General features: G+C 45.7%; 4 protein-coding genes. 3 read left to right on the top strand and 1 reads right to left on the bottom strand.

Features of this window, described 5'->3' with window-relative positions; translation table 11 throughout:
* The first annotated feature begins 17 nt into the window (after window positions 1–17).
* The 3 genes from F0251_RS08880 (at window position 18) to F0251_RS08890 (ending at window position 4,272) form a co-directional block, all read left to right on the top strand.
* Window positions 18–644, top strand: a complete 627-nt coding sequence (locus tag F0251_RS08880) for a bifunctional 4-hydroxy-2-oxoglutarate aldolase/2-dehydro-3-deoxy-phosphogluconate aldolase (protein WP_171730823.1) — start codon at window positions 18–20, stop codon at window positions 642–644.
* Window positions 645–1,449: 805 nt separating this feature from the next.
* Entirely contained in the window at window positions 1,450–3,216 is a 1,767-nt protein-coding gene (locus F0251_RS08885; RefSeq protein WP_061032724.1) for a transporter, read from the top strand.
* Window positions 3,217–3,507: 291 nt separating this feature from the next.
* Window positions 3,508–4,272, top strand: coding sequence for a transporter substrate-binding domain-containing protein (locus tag F0251_RS08890; protein WP_171730824.1), 765 nt, complete (start codon window positions 3,508–3,510; stop codon window positions 4,270–4,272).
* Window positions 4,273–4,342: 70 nt separating this feature from the next.
* On the opposite strand, the gene F0251_RS08895 is transcribed toward F0251_RS08890, so the two are convergent.
* Window positions 4,343–22,261: a retention module-containing protein gene (locus F0251_RS08895; RefSeq protein WP_171730825.1), complete on the bottom strand. Its 17,919-nt coding sequence runs from the start codon at window positions 22,259–22,261 to the stop codon at window positions 4,343–4,345.
* Window positions 22,262–22,802: the final 541 nt, after the last annotated feature.

The following is a 22,802-nucleotide window of genomic DNA, read 5'->3' on the forward strand; positions in this document are numbered from 1 at the left end:
AACGTGAGAAAGAATTCATGACTACATTAAATGAACAACTAGCAAACCTGAAAGTAATCCCTGTAATCGCGATCAACCGTGCTGAAGATGCTATCCCCCTAGGCAAAGCACTCGTTGAAAACGGCATGCCATGTGCAGAAATCACACTACGTACGGAATGTGCAATCGAAGCGATTCGCATCATGCGTAAAGAATTCCCAGACATGCTAATCGGTTCGGGTACTGTACTGACTAACGAGCAAGTTGACGCATCTATCGAAGCTGGTGTTGATTTCATCGTTAGCCCAGGTTTCAACCCTCGTACAGTTCAATACTGCATCGACAAAGGTGTTGCGATCGTACCAGGTGTTAACAACCCAAGCCTAGTTGAGCAAGCATTGGAAATGGGTCTTCGTACGTTGAAGTTCTTCCCGGCTGAGCCTTCAGGCGGTACTGGCATGCTTAAAGCACTAACTGCGGTTTACCCTGTTAAATTCATGCCTACTGGTGGCGTGAGCTTGAAGAATGTAGACGAATACCTATCTATCCCTTCTGTACTTGCGTGTGGCGGTACTTGGATGGTTCCAACTAACCTTATCGACGAAGGTAAATGGGACGAGCTAGGCAAACTAGTACGTGATGCAGTTGAACACGTTAACGCTTAATCTGTTTTAGATTTGCTGATAAAGCCTCACTTCGGTGGGGCTTTTTGTTGTCTACGCTTTAGCTTACCGCTCCCACTAGGCGTTGGTATGGTCATTTACACTCAAGCGCTAATATATGCTAAAGCCCCTAGCTTTTGTCGTACAAACCTATCTACATCTAATTCACCACGCTACATCTAATTCACCACGAACCACTTTAACTTTCTCCTAAGCGCTCCACCACTTCCCCCTACTTATTGACCACTTTAATTCACCATTGCTAGGCCCCAACTCTCAAATGAGTAGCCAGCTTGCATTTTAAGAGCACTATTCGAACAAAATACTAGTTACCTTCACTGATATTGAAATCAAAAGAAACTATGGGCGGTGCTACAGCTCATAAGAATCAAATAATCAAATAATCAAATAATCAAATAAGCACTTAAAAACAACAAGCTACCTCTGCGTTAACCACGTGATGGTTGATAATTATGTCGTAATTTTAATTATGAGAGCTGTCGCAAAATTGGGCTCATTTGTAGCACATTTGTTACGGTTATAACTAAAGTCTTATGGGTGACCTCTGTTATTGTTTTTTGGTTTATATTGTAATACATATGTACATTTATTGGGTCGTTAAACATCAAACAAAACCAAAATTAGATGCCAATTAAAATCATTAAAAACAATAACTTAATTTAGCCACTAATATTAAAGAAAAAATCAATGCGACCTAGATCATACTAAAGACATATTGTAGTACAAATAAACCTTTGTACGCGTTAATCTAAGCCCAGTTAATTATGATATTTAAAAGGCTGAAAAGATGACTATTGATACTTTTGTTGTTCTCGCCTACTTCTTCTTTTTAATCGCGATTGGTTGGATGTTCCGTAAGTTCACCACCTCAACAAGTGATTACTTTAGAGGGGGCGGCAAAATGTTGTGGTGGATGGTTGGTGCAACTGCCTTTATGACACAGTTTTCAGCATGGACGTTTACAGGTGCCGCAGGACGCGCGTTCAATGACGGTTTCGTTATTGTAATCCTATTCTTAGCCAATGCTTTTGGCTACTTCATGAACTATATGTACTTCGCTCCAAAGTTCCGCCAACTTCGTGTGGTAACGGCGATCGAAGCTATTCGTCAGCGCTTTGGTAAAACGTCTGAACAGTTCTTCACATGGGCAGGTATGCCGGACAGCCTTATCTCTGCAGGTATCTGGCTAAACGGTCTAGCTATCTTTGTAGCAGCGGTATTCAATATCCCAATGGAAGCTACCATTGTGGTAACGGGTATGGTTCTAGTATTGATGGCAGTAACGGGCGGCTCTTGGGCGGTTGTTGCTTCTGACTTCATGCAAATGCTTGTAATCATGGCCGTGACAATCACTTGTGCGGTAGCAGCTTACTTCCACGGTGGCGGCTTAACTAACATCGTTGCTAACTTCGACGGCGACTTCATGTTAGGTAACAACCTAAACTACATGAGCATCTTCATCCTTTGGGTTGTATTCATCTTCGTGAAGCAGTTCGGTGTAATGAACAACAGCATCAATGCTTACCGTTACCTATGTGCAAAAGACAGTGAAAACGCACGTAAAGCGGCAGGCCTAGCATGTATCCTTATGGTTGTTGGCCCACTAATTTGGTTCCTACCACCTTGGTACGTAAGTGCATTCATGCCTGAGTTTGCGGATCAATACGCATCAATGGGCGATAAAGCGGGTGATGCTGCTTACCTAGCATTCGTACAAAACGTAATGCCTGCAGGTATGGTTGGTCTTCTAATGTCTGCAATGTTCGCTGCAACGATGTCTTCTATGGATTCAGGTTTGAACCGTAACGCTGGTATCTTCGTGATGAACTTCTACAGCCCTATTGTTCGTAAAAACGCGACACAAAAAGAGCTGGTTATTGTAAGTAAGCTAACAACCATCATGATGGGTATCATCATTATCTCGATTGGTTTGTTCATCAACTCTCTACGTCACTTGAGCCTATTCGACATCGTAATGAATGTTGGTGCATTGATTGGCTTCCCAATGCTTATCCCTGTACTACTTGGTATGTGGATTCGTAAGACGCCAGACTGGGCGGGTTGGTCAACACTAGTTGTAGGTGGTTTCGTTTCTTACATCTTCGGTATTTCGCTTCAAGCAGAAGACATCGAAAACCTATTTGGTCTAGAAACAGCCCTTACAGGCCGTGAATGGAGCGACTTGAAGGTAGGTCTAAGCTTAGCAGCTCACGTAGTGTTCACGGGTGGTTACTTCATCCTAACGTCTCGCTTCTACAAAGGCCTAACGCCAGAGCGTGAGAAAGAAGTTGACCAACTATTCACTAACTGGAACACGCCGTTAGTAGCGGAAGGTGAAGAGCAGCAGAACCTAGATACTAAACAGCGTTCAATGCTTGGTAAGCTTATCAGCACGGCAGGTTTCGGTATCCTCGCAATGGCTCTGATTCCAAACGAACCAACAGGACGCTTATTGTTCCTACTATGTGGTTCGATGGTACTAACCGTTGGTATCCTTCTGGTTAACGCATCTAAAGCTCCAGCTAAGATGAACAACGAGTCAGTTGCTAAATAGCTAAACAGCTAAACAGCTAAACAGCTAAACAGCTAAACAGCTAAACAGCTAAACAGCTAACAAGATAAACCACAATGAAGCCCATGTTATTCGATAACATGGGCTTTTTATTTGCCTTCGCTTTATCAAATTAGAATATGAAACGCATCTCGATTAATGCTCACAAACCATAGAAATGCCTATCTCCTGCCCTCGTTTTATCTTATTTTCCAACCTTTCCAATGGTTTGATCTCTTTCTCAGATTGTTTCTGTTACTTTGAATGACAACACAAACACAACAGATAATTACAATGAAAAAAACATCACTATTACTTGCTTCCATTGCTCTGACACTTTCTGGTGTCGCACAAGCTGACCAGTTAGAAGACATTCAAAAATCCGGTACCCTTCGTGTGGGCACCACTGGCGACTATAAGCCATTTTCTTACTTTGATGGTAAAGGCTACTCTGGCTACGATATCGATGTTGCACAGCACATCGCGGAGCAATTAGGCGTTGAATTGAAGATTGTTCGTACCACATGGAAAGATCTGCTGACCGACCTAGACGACGATAAGTACGACATCGCGATGGGAGGCATTACACGTAAAATGCAGCGTCAGCTAAACGCAGAACAAACTCAAGGCTACATGACGTTTGGTAAGTGTTTCTTAGTCGCTAAAGGTAAAGCAGAAAAGTACAACAGCATCGAGAAAGTGAATCTATCTTCGGTCCGTGTTGGCGTAAATATCGGTGGCACTAACGAGATGTTTGCAGATGCTCATTTACAGAATGCAAGCTTCACTCGCTACGAAAACAACTTAGATGTACCGCAAGCCGTTGCGGAAGGCAAAGTTGATGTAATGGTGACTGAAACTCCGGAAGGCCTATTCTACCAAGTGACGGACGAACGCCTTGAAGCAGCTCGCTGTGAAACACCATTTACCAACAGCCAATTCGGCTACCTCATTCCTAAAGGTGAGCAACGTTTGCTGAACACTGTGAACTTCATTATGGATGAGATGAAACTGAAAGGTGTTGAAGAAGAGTTCCTGATTCACAACTCTCTTAAATAATTTTCTAAAGTTTTAGATAAAAAATAGGCCAGCATTGCTGGCCTATTTCGTTATGGTTTAATGTTTCGCTTTAACCGTGAGTTATCACATTTTGCTGCACAAGCGCGTCCAGAATATCTGAAGGCATAGTACCGCTTAACGTCAACTGAGGTGCGAGGTCTTCAACCACTATCACTTGCTCTGTGGTACCTAGGCCATCAGGATTGATGGTTAACTCAACATCATTCCCTTCTAACTTGGCATCAACATGCTGCAACAATGTGGTCATATTCACATTCGCGTCTTTCAGTTCAGGTAATACTTCACGCAAGTCAATCTGGTCACCTTCGGCTAAATTGAAGTCAGTGATCGTATCTTCGACACCATCCTCAATGTTCAGCCAGACAAATGAATCCATACCATCACCACCGGTCAGGATGTCTGAGCCTCCACCACCGATCAGGGTGTCGTTTCCATCGCCACCAACAAGCGTATCATCTCCTGAACCGCCCTCAAGACGATCATTGCCAGATCCACCAGTAAGGTTGGTATCAAAGCTACTCGCTAAAAGTTGCACATCCTCTGTTTCAGAAGACAGATCGAGGTCTCTTGGGTTCGCGACAATATTGAGGTTGAGATCAATGTTTTGAGATATCGCAATATCGTTATTGTCCGTTTCCTCAGATACCGCCTCAACCTTCAATGTGTAGTTACCAGGAGTTAACGGCTTACCAACGGATGGTTGCTCGACGAGTCTGAGACTATCAATCGCATCAGCCGTCGCTATCCAAGTGTCACCTACTAGCGAAACTGCACCCGCATCACTGGTTACGTCAACACCGTCCGGAACATCACTGATCTTCAGCGTCAACTCTTCAGTAATATCCGTCAATGCAGCGACAATTCCGACTAAAGCGACTCCACTATTAGCGACCACTGATGAGCTCGTTGTAATGTTTCTCACGTAGTTGAATGCCGGGTCAATCAACAAGGTTGGCGCATTCGCCACTGGTGTCACCGCGATGTTATAAACAACCGGTGCCGTTTCAATAGCGATACCAGAAGGATTACCGCTGTCTTTGGCGGTGACCTCTAAGCCGATGTTGTTGGTTGGAGCCAAGCTTGCATCAAGGTAAACCCCATTCGGGCTGGTCGGTGTGTCAATCAAGGCATTCAGATCGCTCAGCGTCCCTACTAACGTCACCGAACCACTATTGTCACCATTAACGGTCACACTAGTACCAGCAGGTAATGATACGGAAAGTGTTCCGTAATCAACGGTCAGCGTTACTGTCATCAAGTCATTAGCAAAACTATCGACATAATCAGGGTCACTGACATTAATACCACTAAGCAGTTGTCCTGCGTCTTCATCAATCAACGTAGTGACACTGTCACCATTAACAACAGGAGTATCGTTCACTCCTTGCACCACGGCAGTGATTTCAGCGGTATCGGTTAGGAAATCATTAACGCCATTCGTTGTCCCGTCATCCTCTACGGTATAAGTAAACTTAACATCACCGTTGTATTCATCTGCTGCGGTAAATACCCAGTAAGGGCCAGTAATCGTAGCATCATCTGCCCCACCGACGTTTTCAAAGCGTTGCAGTGTGCCTTGGCCTTGATCGAGCACCAGATTAGTCACGGTAATCGTGTCATTTTCCGGATCGGTCGTCGCTGCAATCAAATCCTCTTCCTTGATGATCAATTGACCTTCTTCGAGGATGGTGCCCAAGTCGATATCCGTAGCATCTGGTTGATCATTCACTTCCGTCACGACAGCACTGATCTCAGCACTGTCGGTTAAGAAGTCATTGGCGCCATTGGTGGTACCATCATCCTCTACGGTATAAGTGAATTTCACGTCGCCGTTATATTCATCCGCAGCGGTAAATACCCAGTATGGACCTGTAATCGTCGCATCATCCACGCCACCTACATTTTCAAAGCGTTGCAGTGTGCCTTGACCTTGATCGAGCACCAGATTCGTCACGGTAATCGTGTCATTTTCTGGGTCTGTCGTCGCTGCAATCAAATCCTCTTCCTTGATGATCAACTGACCTTCTTCAAGGATGGTGCCTAGGTCGATATCCGCTGCGACAGGTGCATCATTCACTTCCGTTACGACGAGGCTAATTTCAGCACTGTCGGTTTGGAAATCATCCACGCCATTGGTTGTGCCATCATCGATAATGGAGTAATTGAATTTAACATCGCCGTTAAAATCGTTGTCGGCGACAAATAGCCAGAATGGACCGGTAATCGCTGCGTTGTCAGCGCCACCAGCATTTTCAAAGCGCGTTAACTGACCTTGTCCCTGAGTCAGGGTGACACCTGTTACCGTGAGGTTGTGGTTTTCAGGGTCAGAACTTGCTGCAATCAAATCACCTTCAACAATGACTATCTGACCATCTTCAGCAATCGAGCCTAAATCAACGTCTGTCGCGATAGGCGCGTCGTTTACTTCCGTCACCTTAATCGTGAAAGTCGTCTGGTTAGTCTGTGCAGTATTCGGATCCGCTGGGTCAATAAGACCATTGTTACCGCCGTCATCGAGTGTTGCGTTGATTGTCACCAACCCACTCTGGTTGAGGTAGTTCTGGTCTGGATCCGGCTTAAAGGTCACCGCACCATTGGTCAATGCCGTATTGATGTCAGCTTCTTTACCGGTGATGACCAGTGAACCGTCAGGTTGCAGTACAAACGTCACATCTGGAGAACTTGTAAACTCAAAGACACCCTGTGCTCCTGGCAGTGTTTGGTCAATCTCCAACGTCAGCGTATACGGTGCATCTGGGTTATCAAAACTTGCGTCTACGTCGTAGATACTAAAGTTATTAATCGCCACACCAGTTGAGTCTTCTTGCGTTTCAATATTGGTAACGTTGACGAACGTTGGTTGATCGTTGATAGGGTCAATCACTAAATCAACATCGAAGCTGGTTGGTGTACCCAGGTATTCGGTGTTGTCTGCATCTGTGTCCACAGAGCGAACCGTGATTTGTAATGGACCAGTAATACCCAACGCATTACCTGTATCGCTGTTGTGTTGACCAGAATTGAATACGATCTTATCGAGTGACTGAGCCGAAACATCCAGTGTCCAAATCTGTGTGACAGGATCGTAGCTAGCCAACGTCGTACCGTCTGGGTAGTAGATAGAGGCATCTTGAGGCACACCAGCCACCTCAACACGAAGTGTCTCTGGCGCATTTTCGGTATAGGTGCCGCTGCCTGTTGCAGATAGCTCTTTATCCAAAATAGTCGCATTGATTTCGATATCAATGTTTTGGCCTTCATTGCCAGTAACAGAATCGGTTGGGTTGGTATCAACATCATCACCCACTGGCACCACATGCAGCTTAAAGCTTGGCAAATTCGATGCTGCAGTTGGCACGCCTAACAAGGATTCTTGAGTAAAGACAGCAACGCCAAATTCCGCCGTACCACTGAAGTTTTTAGGCGGTAGGATCGAAATCTCACTCAAATCAAATGACAACCCTGATGCTTGAGGAAGCTGAACACTCCACTCACCACCACCATTGTTCTTCACTGTATAAGCGGAGCTCGGATCTGCACTCATTAAGAAACCATCAGGCACACCAGTGAATTTAATCGAAACGAACTGCTCTGAGCCGTCTAGGTCAGTGAGCGCAATAGAAACAGGCCCCGTTCCCGATAGAGAAATAGCTTGATCTTCATTGCCCGTGATCTCAATGACATCAGGATCACTACCCGGCCCTGTTACAAGCACATCATCAACCACAGGGACAACTTCAAAGCTAACACTGGTGTTGAACGTATCAGTATCGGTTGCCGTTCCAACGGGAGACGAGGCGTCATTGTAAGTAGCGGTATCGGTTATTGTTCCGCTGATATTCACCTGTACTTGGTTAATATCATTCCCCGTTGGGTAGTTGAGAGCAGGACGGAACAATACATTGTCCAGAGCGCCGGCATTAATTTCCGCTTCATTGAAGGTCACGGACGTGCCAAGCGATACACCCGCGCTTGTGTAAAACGCACCGACGCTTGTGTCATCCAAAGTCAGCGTAATAGATGTGAATTTTTCGTCACCACCCTCAACCCCACTGACTTGGTCAGTAATGGTCGTGCTGAAATCAAGCTGAATGTAAGTATCTTCGTAACCCACCGGATCTTGTCCCGGTTGACCATCAGTATCAACAGGATTAAACGAGTCATCGAGCGAACCAACAACCGTTACATCAATGTCCGGGTTACCTTCAACGTCAGGAGCGACTTTAATCACGACATCGGTCACCAAGGTTTTCTCATCACCAGACAGTGTATCTTTGGTGACTATTGTGATTGGTAACCTAAAGTCGCCAGAATAGTCAGCAGGCAGATTAAGTAGCAGGCCAGAGAAATCCGTTGGAACACCCTGATCGACCGTTGTTTCAAATACATACTTCCCGTTTACGAAGTCAACATCACTGCCTCCTCCTAAACTGATTGGGAAAGTTATTCCTGGGGGAATGGTCACAGAGTCATCAATAATGATAGTTACTTGGTCTGTTGAAGCGTCTTCACCGGAAAATGTGATCAGACTATTTAGTGCCGTTCCCAAGTCTAACTGTGTATCCTCTACAGCATCGACAACGCTATCTGGTGTCATCGTAATATCTGCAGCCACCTCGTTCCCGCCAACAAGCACTTCTGGGAATGACAAGTTCACTTCGCCTTCCCTCTGAACCGCAGCTGATGACTCAGTTTCAGCGCCATCACCTCGATCAATCACGGTACTATAGATGGTCATCTTGATGTCATTGAAAACGCCTGGAACACCAGAAACTGGCGGAAACGCAAGGCCGCTTGGTGCACTAATACTAAACAGGTCTTCATTGGTTACCACCCAACGACCATTGCCTTCATAAGCAGCACCCATCACAACTAACTGATTGAGGACAGCATCTGATAACGCCGAGTCGTCCACATTAGTCAGTTGAATCACTAGCTGGTCAACCTCTTCGATAGCAGACGAAGCATCAGTTTCTTGGTATCGAATAACGAACTCATCCGTAACCGATGTGTTATCACTGTTGGTTGTGAATTTAAGAACACCAGTTAGAGCATTCGCGACCACTGTACTCAAGTCCGTAAGACCCGCGACCTCATCGACCACCAGTTTGTTACTCGCATCTTCAGGCTCAACCACAGGTCGCACACGAACATCAATTGAGCCCGTGATTGTCGCTGTTGCAATACCCTGCCCTGGGTCAGTTGCGTCAACATATTCATGATCGCGTTCTTCAATCATGACAACCGTATTAAGCGTAAAATCGGTGCTCGAGTCTTGTTCCGGTGTTATCTGAATAAAATTATTGTTCAGTGCTATCTGAGTGAACGCTTCTGGAGTCTGCCCAGCCTTAGGTGTGATGGTTAGCGTTCCGGCCACGGCATCGTAGTTCCAAATCACATCACCGTTTACAACCACACTGGCAACACCACTTGGAATGCCACTGATGACGATTGAAGTGAAGTGCTCATCATCGTCAATGTAATCAGTGCCCTCTGGGTGCCAATCAATGTTGATCGCCGTATCTTCGTCCCCACGAGTCACAGTATTGTAGGTTGCAGATGTATCAATCCTAGGCTCAACTAATATGCGAATTTCCTGATCAAAAGAGAGCGTATGGCCATCATTCTCGGTCACGATCACTTTACCTTGGATGTGGATATTCTCTGTCGACGAATCAACAGGTCTAATGCGGATACCTGAAGTTTTACCCGCTTCAGTGATGTTCGCTTCGTAAATAGGTTTAGAGAGATCAGGGCTACCGCCCGGTCCCGTTTCATAACCAACAAAGTTCAAGTCAATCACTGTACCATCGCCATCTTCCAGAATAACGCCGTCTGGGATGCCTGAAAGAATAACCGTTATCGACTCTGAACCATCGTCCGGTAATGGTGTTGTACCGCTATCTGGCCTTCTCTCGCCCGACAATACAGTGAAATCGAGCTCAGCAAAGCTATCGCCATTTTGACTCTCTTGAATTGTGGTTTGAACGCCAGATGTTGTGCCATCGGTAATTGCTGTCCAAGCCGTACCGTTGGTACCGCCATAAGGAATATCGGCAACGCCTTTAACCTCAACGTTAACCGTTTTAGTCCCTAGGATTTCTTCATCAACTTGGGCACCAGTAGAGAGGTTTGCGGTATCCTTGACCACACCCGTAACTTCAAACGTGAAGTCAACATTGCTGTGTTTAGTCGGAACGATCTCTACGTTGGCTAGATCGGAATACGCCACTTCCTGATAATCGACACCGTTGATAGTGATTGTAGGAACCGGAGAAGTGGTTCCTAGGAAATAAAGCACCGCTCCTTCGGTAATATTGCTGATGCGAACAAACAGCTCTTCGGAGCCATCAGCGTCCACCGAGCCATTCATGGTGATCACTTCATCCAACGTGAAGGCATCTTTATTGGCCAGAGGACCTAAGTAGTCTGGATCATCAATATTGTCTTCATTAATACGGATTCGGTTAACACTGAACGAGCCTGGATCCGCATCGGCAGTCACATCAATGATAATGTTTTGCTCTACAGAGCGAGCCGTTGTCTTATCATTTGCCCCTCCGTTGGCTGCGTCATCGTATGGATTACGCGTCTCTTCCGTAATTGCGGTTGCTTTGAACTCAATTTGCCCAGAGAAATTATCAATAGGGTTAACCACGGTGCTATTGATATCTGCGGCAGCAATCGTGTAGACACCATTGACCGGCGTTAACACATTGCCATTTTGATCCAACAGCTCAAACTTCCCATCACCCTGAATCGCTTCAAGCTCATAGGTAATGGTCTCGGTACGGCTGTTATCTTGTGACTCTGCGTTCAGCTGCAGCGTCACATTGTCTTCATCTTCATTCACTTGATATTGATACGTGCTATTCACATCATCCCAAGTGGCGATGTCGGCTACCGCTTCAATTTCAATTCTAAAGTTTGAGGTTACGGTGTGGTCTAGCGAACCATTATTATCAATCTCAAGTTCGTAGTTGATTCGCACACCATTGTCATTCGAACCGTAGTTTTGGTCTGGAACAAAGAACAAGTTATCGATTGTCGCGATGATGTCTAATGGTTGGTTCGTGCTTGGAGCAAAGCTCTGCTGCATTTGAGGTGGACCAAACAAGATATCACCGTTTGGTTCTGCGACTAACTTGTGATACTCCACGCCGTCAAAGTAATAGAACGTCCCTCTGTGATTACCACTTTGAATCGTCAGTTGGCCGATAGACTCGCTGTTATCTTGGTCCTTCAGGTTAACCTGCAGCGCAATTTGTGCAGGGGCATCAGGCAAACCGCTTTGATTATCTTGAATATTCTCTAGGCTTGGAGCATCGCCCGTTGCGTAAGGGATTGTCGAATCTCTACCCGCATCCTCAAACGTAGTCACCTTGAGCGATACTGCTGAAGACTCTTCATCCGTGATCGTGATATTCAAAGGCGTTGATGACGTATCTAAATCACCGTCTGTCGCAATCACATTGATCGAGAAGTCGATGGTGTCTCCATCATGATCGAGATAATTAGTGGCTCTAAACTCCACTTCACCATTGGAATTTATGCGCAGTCTACCAAGCTCACGAGTATCTATGCCGCCACTACCATCGTCGGTTTGCTCGTACACTCGTACCTGCTGGATTCCACTGTTTAAATCAAAGCTGCTGCTGTATGGTCCATTGTTTCCTGTTCGGAACACGATGTCGGCACCATTGCTGGTAATGCCCTCTATGCGAGTTAGCGCTGCATCATCCGCACCCACATCCGTCGCATTTGCAAACATGTTAACTTTGGAGTTGCCATAACCTTGACCCTCAACTCGCGTGATCGATTGAGTGGTCACCAATGGAACATCGTCAGTTACCGTAATAGTCAGGTCGATCGCATTCGATTTATCTTGGTCAAAATCTTCAGCCACGACAGAGAAATCAAGCTCGATGGTGTTTTCATTCGCACCATCAGGGTGCTTAAGTGGTTTAAACAGCTCAAATTGATAGCTGTTGTTTGAGGTATCAAAAATGATTTCAAACACAGGCTGATTGCTGGTTACCGTCTGTGCAACATAAGTGAAGGTTGTACCGCTTTGTGAAACAGGCAGCCACTCTAGGCTTTCTCCATCAGAAGTTAAGCCTGCGATAACTAAGTTTTCATCGACCAGTTCATACTTAACAACGCCATCAGCACCTTCGTCGACTGTAAATAGACCATTGATAATGGTGTCTTCAGATTGATCCGAGCCAATCCCAGCAAGATCATCTTCATCAACCACCATCTCACCCGTTGGCGCACTCATTACGGGCACGTCATCGAGTACTTCGATTGGCAATACATACTGATTAGAATCGTCACCATCGCCATCAACAGCCACCACATCAAATGGAATCGTCAAGGTATTGGAATTTGGGCTTGTTGGATGGTTCAGAGGACCTAGCAACGTAAACGTATAAGAGCCATCATTCGCTAGTGCGAGCGTGAAGATAGGAGTTCCGCTTGTCGTCGTACCTTGATAGGTCGTTGTGTTCGCAGCTCCAGTGACTTCTGTAATAGAAATCGCTTCGGTTCCAGAGGTCAATGTCGCTTCAAGCGCAGAGATATTACGCAGTTCGTAAACCTCTACTTGGTCAGCACCTTCTGTGGTAACAAATGCGCCTGTTGCTTGAGAAACCACAGATCCAAGATCATCTTCATCAACCACAAATGTGCTGGTCGCTGTCGTATCGGTAATGACAGGCACATCATCGGTGATAGTAACGGTCAAAGGTTTCATCACAGAATCGGTATTGTCTAGGTCGACCGCGATCACTGGCAGAGTGAATACTTGATCGTTGTTGCCTTGTACAGGTAGATGATCGAGCTCTTCCAACAGAGTGAACGTGTATTCGCCTAGCACTACACTACTAAAAGTTATGGTAAAGATATCAGTTTGAACACCTCCACTTTCAACGAAACCAATATAGGTTCCGCTGTTGGCTGGATCTTCTTTAAGCTGAACCACCAAACCATCCGCTTTCAGATCGCCAGATGTGTTGAACTGAGTGGTATCAATACGGAAGTGGCTCACATCATCACTTCCCGCTGTGAAAGTAATGGTTTCAGTTTGGCTCACAGGTAAGCTCGGAGATGAGCCATCCACTAGATTCGCTTCTTCCAATGCCACCGTTGGAACCGTATCAATTACCGGTGGAGCACCATCTGAAATCGTCAGTGTCACTGTCGAAGTAACAATATCACCGTCTTTATCTTCTGATGTGACGGTAATCGTCTTAACGATGTCACCACCAGAATGATTCAGATTTCGATTAGGCTCAAAGCGCACATCGCCTTCAAGCGTGATAAACAACGAACCTTCTGTAAATACGAACTCTTGCTCACCAGTATTGGTTTGCACTAGAGATTCTTCAGGCTGACTACCATAAGTAAATTTGGTTATGGTGGCGCCATCAGCACTTTGCGCAGGCATCACATCAAATGTCGTTGTAGTTGGCGTACCCGTACTTGGCTCTGTGATGCTCAGAGCACCAGATTGCATCAACTGAACATCATCACTGATGGTCACAGAAAGCGGTTTAGACGCTGAAATATCACCATCAGTGTCTTGTGCGTAAACGGAAAGATCAAAACTAAGATCGTTGTTTCCTAATCCGTCGACATGATCCAAACGCTCTAACAAAGTAAACGTGAACTCACTCGGGTTAGTGTTATCAAATTCTAGAGTGAAGATAATTTTCTCAACACCCGAGCCATCCGTTGTGAATGCTATGTAGTCACCTGAACCAGCAGGCTCTTCACGCAAGCTCAATTCAAGGCCATCAGACTTCAATACACCGCTGGTATTAAACAACCCTACTTCGACGACAATCTTCTCGATGTCATCACTGCTTGCGAGTGAAGTAATGGTTTGAGTCACGCTGACTGGGTTGCCACTCGGTGTTGAACCATCAGCCAGTAAGCTTTCAGACAAGCTAACACTCGGCACGACATTCAACGTTGGTCCATCACCATCAACGATAGTGAGTGTGACCGTTGAAGAGGAAATATCCTTATCAAAATCAGATGAAGTAAATTCAATCAGCTTGACAATGTCGCCTGCAGAGTGGTCAAGATTACGATTTGGTTCAAACCTTACATCGCCATCCAAAGTGACAAACAGCGAGCCTTCAGTGAAAACAAACTCCTGCTCACCGCTGATGTTTTGATTTAAGGTAATCGCAGATCCACCATCATAGGTGAACTGTGTAATGGTTGCCCCATCGGCACTTTGCGTAGGTAAAACATCAACCGTCGAGGTAGTTGGTGTGCCAGTATTTGGCTCTGTGATGGTTAACGTGCCATCTTGCATCTGTTGAAGGTCATCTTGAATGGTGACAACAACATCACGCTTAACAGAGTCATCACCATCAGTATCAACCGCATAAACAGGTAAGTTGAAGTTAAGGTCGTTATTGAGCGCGCCATCAAGGTGGTCGAGTGCCTCAATCAGCGTGAAGGTGAACTGACCTTTGTTGACACTATCAAAATCAATGGTGAATACATCAGTTACGTTGCCGGCCCCATCATCAGTAAACCCGATGTAGTCGCCAGGTGACGCAGGATCTTCTTTTAGCTGAACAACAAGACCGTTTGATTTCAGCAAATCACCTGGGTTGAATTCGTTGGTTGCAATTCTAAAGTGGCTTAAGTCATCACTACCCACGGTGTAGGTAATGGTTTGTGTTGAACTCACCGCAGAACCACTCGGCGTTGAGCCATCTGCTAGGTTCACTTCCGATAAGTTCACGCTAGGAACAACATCAATGACCGGATCAATCCCATCTTGGATCGTCAATGCGACATCCGCGGTATCAGTATCGTTATCAAAGTCGCTGGTCGTTACAACGATCGTTCTAACAATATCACCCGCTGAATGATCCAGGTTTCGATTTGGCTCAAAACGAACTTCGCCTTCAATCGTGATGTACAGTAAACCATCGGTTACGGTAAACACCTGCTCTGTCGATACATTCGGGTCCAAGGTGACAGCAGTACCACCATCGTAAATAAATTGGGTGACCTTTGCGCCGTCAGCACTTTGAGTCGGCATAACATCAATGGTTGGCGTAGTTGGAGTACCTGCAACGAGATCAGCCAGTGAAGGCTCAACAATATTCAATGACCCGTCTTGTACACCTTGTACATCATCGGTAATGGTCACTGTCATTGGTGACATCGCAGACTCATCACCATCGGTATCCACAGCTATAACAGGTACATCGAAGTTTAAGGTGTTGTTCTGCAAGCCATCCGCATGGTCCAACGCTTCAAGCAACGTAAACGTGTATTGCCCTAAATTTGTGGTTGAGAAACTGATTGTAAACACGTTGGTTTCTACGTTAGCACCGTCTTTTACAAAGCCAATGTAGTTACCAGAGTTCGCTGGCTGCTCTTTAATCTCAACCTCTAAACCATTCGACTTCAAAGCCCCCGAAGTATTGAACTGAGCAGGGTCAATTCTGAAATGACTAACATCATCACTACCCTCGGTATAGGTAATCACTTGAGTCATCGATACTGGATTGCCCGTTGGCGCAGAGCCATCAGCCAGATCGACCTCAGAAAGACTCACACCAGGAATGACGTTGATGATTGGTAGATCGCCATCGGTAATAGTTAGCGTTACTGTCGAAGTCACCACATCACTATCAGAGTCACTTGAACTGATGACTATCGACTTAACGATATCCCCGTTCGAGTGATTAAGATCGCGGTTCGGTTCAAAGCGAACATCGCCTTGCAGAGTGATATAGAGCGAGCCTTCAGCAACCACAAACTTTTGCTCACCCGTATTACTCTGGTCAAGCGTAAACACCGTGCCATTGTCGTAATTGATTTGGGTGATAGTCGTGCCATCAGCCCCTTCTTGATCAAGAACGTTGACGGTCGTGGTTGTCGGCGTACCCGCGGTTAAGTCAGCCACTGTTGGCTCTTCAATGCTGAGAGCACCATCCACCATGACTTGAATATCATCGGTAATCGTTACAGCCAGAGGAGACATCAGAGAGTCATCGCCGTCGCTATCGACCGCGTACACTGGCAAGTTAAACGTTAGGTCGTTATTACCTTGAATTGGTGTATGGTCAATCGCTTCTAAAAGCGTGAAAGTGTATTCACCTAGAGTCGTGCTGCTAAATGCGAGTGTGAAGACTGTGGTTTCTACATTTGAAATGTCCGTGGTGAAGCCAATGTAGTTACCCGAGCCCGTTGGCTCTTCTCGGATCTCAATCACTAAGCCATCAGATTTCAGAGTACCGCCAGTATTAAACTCACTCGGCTCTAAGCGGAATTTTACAACGTCATCACTTTGGTTGGTAAAAGTGATGGTTTCTGTCTGGCTAACCGCACTGCCACTTGGTGACGAGCCATCAGCCAGATCCGCTTCTTCAAGTGCCACACTCGGCACCGCATCGATAGTTGGGTTATCGCCATCGGTTATCGTCAGAGTAACGGTTGCAGTGACCGGATCGTTATCAAAGTCATTGGATGTCACGATTATCGACTTAACAATGTCTTCGCTCACGGAATGGTCTAAGTTACGGTTGGGCTCAAAGCGCATCTCACCTTGAAGGGTGATGTACAACTCACCTTCTGTGAAACTGAACTGCTGTTCGCCTACGATGCTCTGATCCAATGTTTTAACGATGCCACCAAAAGAAAACTCAGTAACCGTCGCACCATCGGCACTTTGGTTTGGCATTACATCAATGGTATTGGTTGTTACCGTACCATCAGCCAGATTTGGCTCAACAATATCTAACGTACCGTCTTGCATGATTTGAACATCATCGCCGATGGTTACATTCAGTTGAGACACCAAAGAGTCATCGCCATCGCTGTCTACCGCATAAACCGGAAGATCAAAGCTCAGATCATTGTTCGCTAGGCCATCTGCATGGTCTAACGCTTCCAATAGAGTAAAGGTGTATTCACCAAGGTTCGAGGTCGAAAAGCTAATCGTGAACACTGGAATTTCAGTGTTTGAACCATCGGTAATGAAACCGATATAAGTGCCCGGATTCGCTGAATCTTCTTTTACCTCGACCGCAAAACCATTCGATTTCAGTGCGCCGCCGACATTGAACTCGGTAGGTTCAATACGGAAACCGGTCACATCATCACTTTGATTAGTAAAAGTAATCGTCTCAGTTTGACTTACAGCACCGCTACTTGGCGCTGAGCCATCAGCAAGGTTGGTTTCAGAAAGAGTAACACTTGGCACCGAATCAATGGTCGGGATATCACCATCGGTAATCGTCAGGGTGACTGTCGAGGTCACGGTATCTTTATCGAAGTCGCTTGATGTGACCTCGATCTGTTTAACGATATCTCCGCCAGTATGGTCGAGATTACGGTTCGGCTCGAAGCGAAGCTCACCTTGGATAGTGATATACAGTGAACCTTCAGCAACAACGAACTTCTGCTCGCCAGTATTGTTCTGGTCAAGCGTTAATACAGCCCCGCCATCATAAGTAAATTGTGTGATGGCCGCGCCGTCTGCCCCTTCTTGATCAAATACATTAACGGTAGTTGTCGAAGGTGTACCCGCAGCCAAATCAGCAACCGTTGGCTCGACAATATTTAGAGCTCCGTCTTGCATGATTTGAACATCATCACCGATGGTCACATTCAACTGTGACACCAATGAATCGTCGCCATCGGTGTCTACCGCATAAACAGGAAGGTTAAAGCTAAGATCGTTGTTCGCTAAACCATCCACATGGTCTAACGCTTCCAATAACGTGAAAGTGTATTGGCCGAGGGTAGTACTAGAGAAACTGATCGTGAACACGTTGGTTTCGACGTTCGAACCATCAGTCACAAAGCCGATGTAACCACCTGGTTTGCTTGGGTCTGCTTTTAGCTCAACCACCAGCCCATTTGATTTGAGCGCCCCACCAACATTGAATTCTGTCGGTTCAATACGGAAGCTCGCCACATCATCACTTTGATTGGTAACGGTAATAGTCTCAGTTTGACTTACCGCGGCACCGCTTGGCGTAGAACCATCACTCAAATTAGTTTCAGATAAAGTAACGCTCGGTACATTGTCGATCGTTGGAATGTCACCATCAGTAATAGTCAACGTCACCGTAGAAGTAACAACATCACTATCTGAGTCGCTTGAAGTCACGACTATCGACTTAACAATGTCTCCACTTGTATGGTCGAGGTTACGATTTGGTTCAAAGCGCACATCACCTTGCAGCGTGACATAAAGCGAACCTTCAGCAACCACAAACTTCTGCTCTCCCGTATTGCTCTGGTCAAGCGTAAACACGGTGCCGTTGTCATAATTGATTTGGGTGATAGTCGTGCCGTCTGCCCCTTCTTCATCAAGAACATTCACAGTCGTGGTTGTCGGCGTACCCGCTGCTAAATCAGCGACAGTCGGCTCTTCAATCGTAAACGCGCCATCTACCATGACTTGGATATCATCGGTGATCGTCACAGCAAGTGGCGACATTAGAGAATCATCGCCGTCGCTATCAACCGCGTACACTGGCAAGTTAAACGTTAGGCCGTTATTGCCTTGAATTGGTGTGTGATCAATCGCTTCTATAAGCGTAAAGGTGTACTCACCTAAAGTCGTGCTGCTAAATGCAAGTGTGAATACTGTGGTCTCGACATTTGAAGTGTCTGTGGTGAAGCCGATGTAGTTACCCGAGCCCGCAGGCTCTTCTCGAATCTCAATCACCAAGCCATCAGATTTCAAAGTACCGCCAGTATTAAACTCACTCGGCTCCAAACGGAACTTTGCAACATCATCACTTTGGTTGGTAAAAGTGATGGTTTCTGTTTGGCTAACCGCACTGCCACTTGGTGATGAGCCATCAGCGAGATCCGCTTCTTTAAGTGATACGCTCGGTACCACATCGATAGTTGGGTTATCACCGTCAGTGATGGTCAGAGTAACCGTTGATGTTACTGGATCTTTATCGAAATCACTTGAGGTGACCTCTATCAACTTCACGATGTCTTCACTCAAGGAGTGGTCTAGATTACGGTTTGGTTCAAATCGCACCTCACCTTGCAGCGTGATAAACAGCTCACCCTCTGTGAAGCTGAATTGCTGCTCCCCCGTGTCATTTTGGTCAAGCGTTCGAAGTTGACCGTCATAGGTGAACTGAGTAATCGTCGCGCCATCAGCACTTTGGTTTGGCATCACATCAATGGTGTTAGTGGTCACCGTGCCATCAGCTAGATTAGGCTCAACAATATCTAATGTGCCATCTTGCATGATTTGAACATCATCACCGATAGTCACATTCAGTTGAGACACAACAGAATCATCACCATCGCTGTCTACCGCATATACTGGAAAATCAAAGCTCAGATCATTGTTCGCTAGGCCATCCACATGGTCTAGCGCTTCAAGTAAAGTAAAGGTGTATTCGCCAAGCGTGGTGGACGAGAAGCTAATGGTGAACACTGGGATTTCAGAGCCAGAGCCGTTAGTAATAAAACCGATATAAGTACCCGGATTAGAAGAATCTTCTTTTATCTCGACTGCAAGCCCTTGGGACGTCAGTGCACCGCCGACATTGAACTCAGTAGACTCAATGCGGAAATTCGCCACATCATCACTACCAGAAGTAAAGGTGATCGTGTTGGTTGCGCTTACTGCACTTCCACTTGGTGAAGAGCCATCAGCAAGATTGGTTTCAGATAAAGTAACAGGTGGAATCAGATTGATTGCCGGATTTTGACCATCGGTAATACTTAACTCAAGCGTTGATGTATCAGTGTCGCCATCACCGTCTTCGGCTAAGAATGAAAACTGTTTGATGATAGTTTCGCTACTTGAATGATCGATATCACGAGCAACCTCAAAACTGAAATCACCGTTAAGCGAGATAGTGACCACGCCCTCAGTGAAACTGAAGGTTTGAGGAGCATCAGGCAGTAAGCTTTGATCTAGTGAATAATCAACACCATCGTAGTTGAATGATTGAATTGTCGAACCATCCGCACCTTCGAAATTAAACAGGTTATACGAAACAATAGTATCGCCCGCTAAAGTTGGCTCAGTAACTGACTCAACCTTATCAACGAGCTCAACAACATCATCTGTGACATTGACGAGAATCTCAGCGGCTTCTGGTGTACTCGAACCGCCAGATAGTGCAGAACGGTCTCCATCCGCGTCAACGGCATAAATAGGCAGAGCAAAGGTCAACAACGCGTCTTCAGCGCCTTGGTGAGAAAGCTCTTCGTACAGAGTGAATTCATAGTTCCCCAATGACGGACTATCAACTTTAACGTCAAAGACCGTAATTCTAGAGCCATTGACTTCAACATAGCCTTCGTAAGTTCTTACACCGTTAGTTTCATCAATAAGCTCAAGCAATACGGCTTCGCCATTAGACGTTAAAGAACCACCAGCATTAAACTCCGTAGGTTCAATCTCGTAATGATCGATGATGTCGCTTTCAAAAATATCGGCAGTGATGCTTCCGCTACCCGCTACGGGCGCGGTTCCCTCTTGAGACCCACCAACAATACCAGCTTCATCAACATCAATACTGTCGACATTGGTAATGACTGGTTTATCACCATCAGAAATAGCGAGGTTGATGGTATTGGTTACGATATCTTGGTCAAAGTCCGTAACCGTGATCGGCAGCGAAAAAGAGAGTGAGTCAGTGCCGATCTGTTCGATCGGATTAAACTGCTCAAATTTATAAGTGCCATCGGTATCAAGTGAGATAGTAAGGACCACCTCGCCACGACCTTGGATTGCCAGAGTGATCGTCGTGCCATCATCAGAAAGTCTGGCCAGCGTGTTCTGATTATCACTGAGTACGCCATCAAACTGTTCTAATGCACTTGCATCGAAGACTGCTGATTGAAGGTTATCACTACCAATATTTGAAAACGTGCCTTCAATTGCAGCACTGCTTGTTTCAACGTTACTGATATTCACACTTTCAGCAGACGGATCTACCCCGTCAAAGACGGTCACTTGCGCATTGATAGGTGTGACAAGCTCATTACCTGCGGTGTCTTGACCTTGTATGTCAAAGGCGATGTTGATTTGGTCGCCCGTAAAGGAAACCTGACCGCCACCAATCGACGGAACATGATCTATCGGTTGGGAAACAGTTGTGGTCAGCGATAATTCAACGTCATTTCCAACACTCACGGCATCAATATCGATGCGCAGTACTTCATCTGTACCTTGAACACCAATAATCGAATTGGAGGCTGAATCAAACGTAAAAGTTACCGGTTGGCCACTAGAGGTAATGTCGCTATTAAGTTCACTAAGGAGCGAAGCGAGAGAAAGTGTTTCTGGAGCAAAAGAATCTGGGTCAAGCGCTAAGCTACCCGCAACAACGGTATCAGTAACCGTAACCGATTGAGGGTAAGTATTGCCTGAAATGGAACCTTCTGTCAGTGTTTCAGCGATGGATTGACCACCCGATGAGAGCGTGATCGATCTGAGCTCTTCTCTGTCTTCATCAACAGATTGATCTTCTAGACCAGAAGTTTCAAAGAAGGTCGAAGGATGAGTTTCTATGTAGGTGTAATCTATAGTAACAAAGCCTGCGTTTGCAGAACCCTGACCGCCACCAGCAGCCGTTGCTTCTAGGATTTGAGTTGGATCGGCACCGGCTAAAATGGCATCTTGAATCGCCGCAAGGTCGTCATCGTTAAATGATTCATCGTCAGCTTGTGCCAAGTCAATATTCACTTCTCCGGCGATTGGCGCATCTGCCCATGCCAACTCGGGGTCGACACAACCGACACAATTCTCACCAACCTCAACAACGCCATTAGGTACGCCTAAGAAAAGTTCTGCATCATGTGCAGTAATAACAATCTCGTTTTCACGGATGATATCGCCAACCGAAACTTTTCTGGCACTGCCGTCAGGCTTAACTACGACGACATCTCCACTAGTTGCTTCAACTACCGCAACCTGGCGCGTAACTTCGATATCCATATATCCCCCGTTGTCACAAAGCACTATTCTCTAGAGCTGTGAAAATTATTTGTAATAGCAATTTCAGGTTTTCATTGAACGCATACTTAACTCTCATGAATGGCAATCCATTGTTATGCCCAATCAGCTTGAAAAGAGAGAAGTATTTCACCTGTTTTTTATAGTTTACTTACCCTTAAGCCTAGTCTTCCCCATAAAAAATGCCATGTCTGTGCGACGAGACGTCTTTTCACAAATCTAGGTATTCTGGCTGGGGTTTGAAAACCTGAGGTTAAAAGTTAGTAGGACGCTGATTTATATGCAAATAAAGGCACATTGTAATTACACCTCTTCATTTTATAAATATATACAGTAATAACGTTGATAAATCATTAGCGAATATGGGGCATTAATAGAGGTGAGTTATGCGTTAACAGCAAAGCAGAGGTAAGTCCCACATTTGAGACAGCAACCAGAGTAAAGATGATGTATTCCTATCCAGAATCAATTAAATGACTTGCATAAGGCACACCTGATAGCGCATTAATTCATAAAAGGGAGA

Origin of the sequence: Vibrio sp. 070316B, from assembly GCF_013114115.1 — a bacterium.
Lineage (GTDB): Bacteria > Pseudomonadota > Gammaproteobacteria > Enterobacterales > Vibrionaceae > Vibrio > Vibrio chagasii_B.

What these genes read in the sequence shown, in the direction of transcription:
- F0251_RS08880 (WP_171730823.1), top strand. Translation starts at nt 18, where the DNA reads ATGACTACATTAAATGAACAACTAGCAAACCTGAAAGTAATCCCTGTA.
- F0251_RS08885 (WP_061032724.1), top strand. Translation starts at nt 1,450, where the DNA reads ATGACTATTGATACTTTTGTTGTTCTCGCCTACTTCTTCTTTTTAATC.
- F0251_RS08890 (WP_171730824.1), top strand. Translation starts at nt 3,508, where the DNA reads ATGAAAAAAACATCACTATTACTTGCTTCCATTGCTCTGACACTTTCT.
- F0251_RS08895 (WP_171730825.1), bottom strand. Translation starts at nt 22,261, where the DNA reads ATGGATATCGAAGTTACGCGCCAGGTTGCGGTAGTTGAAGCAACTAGT.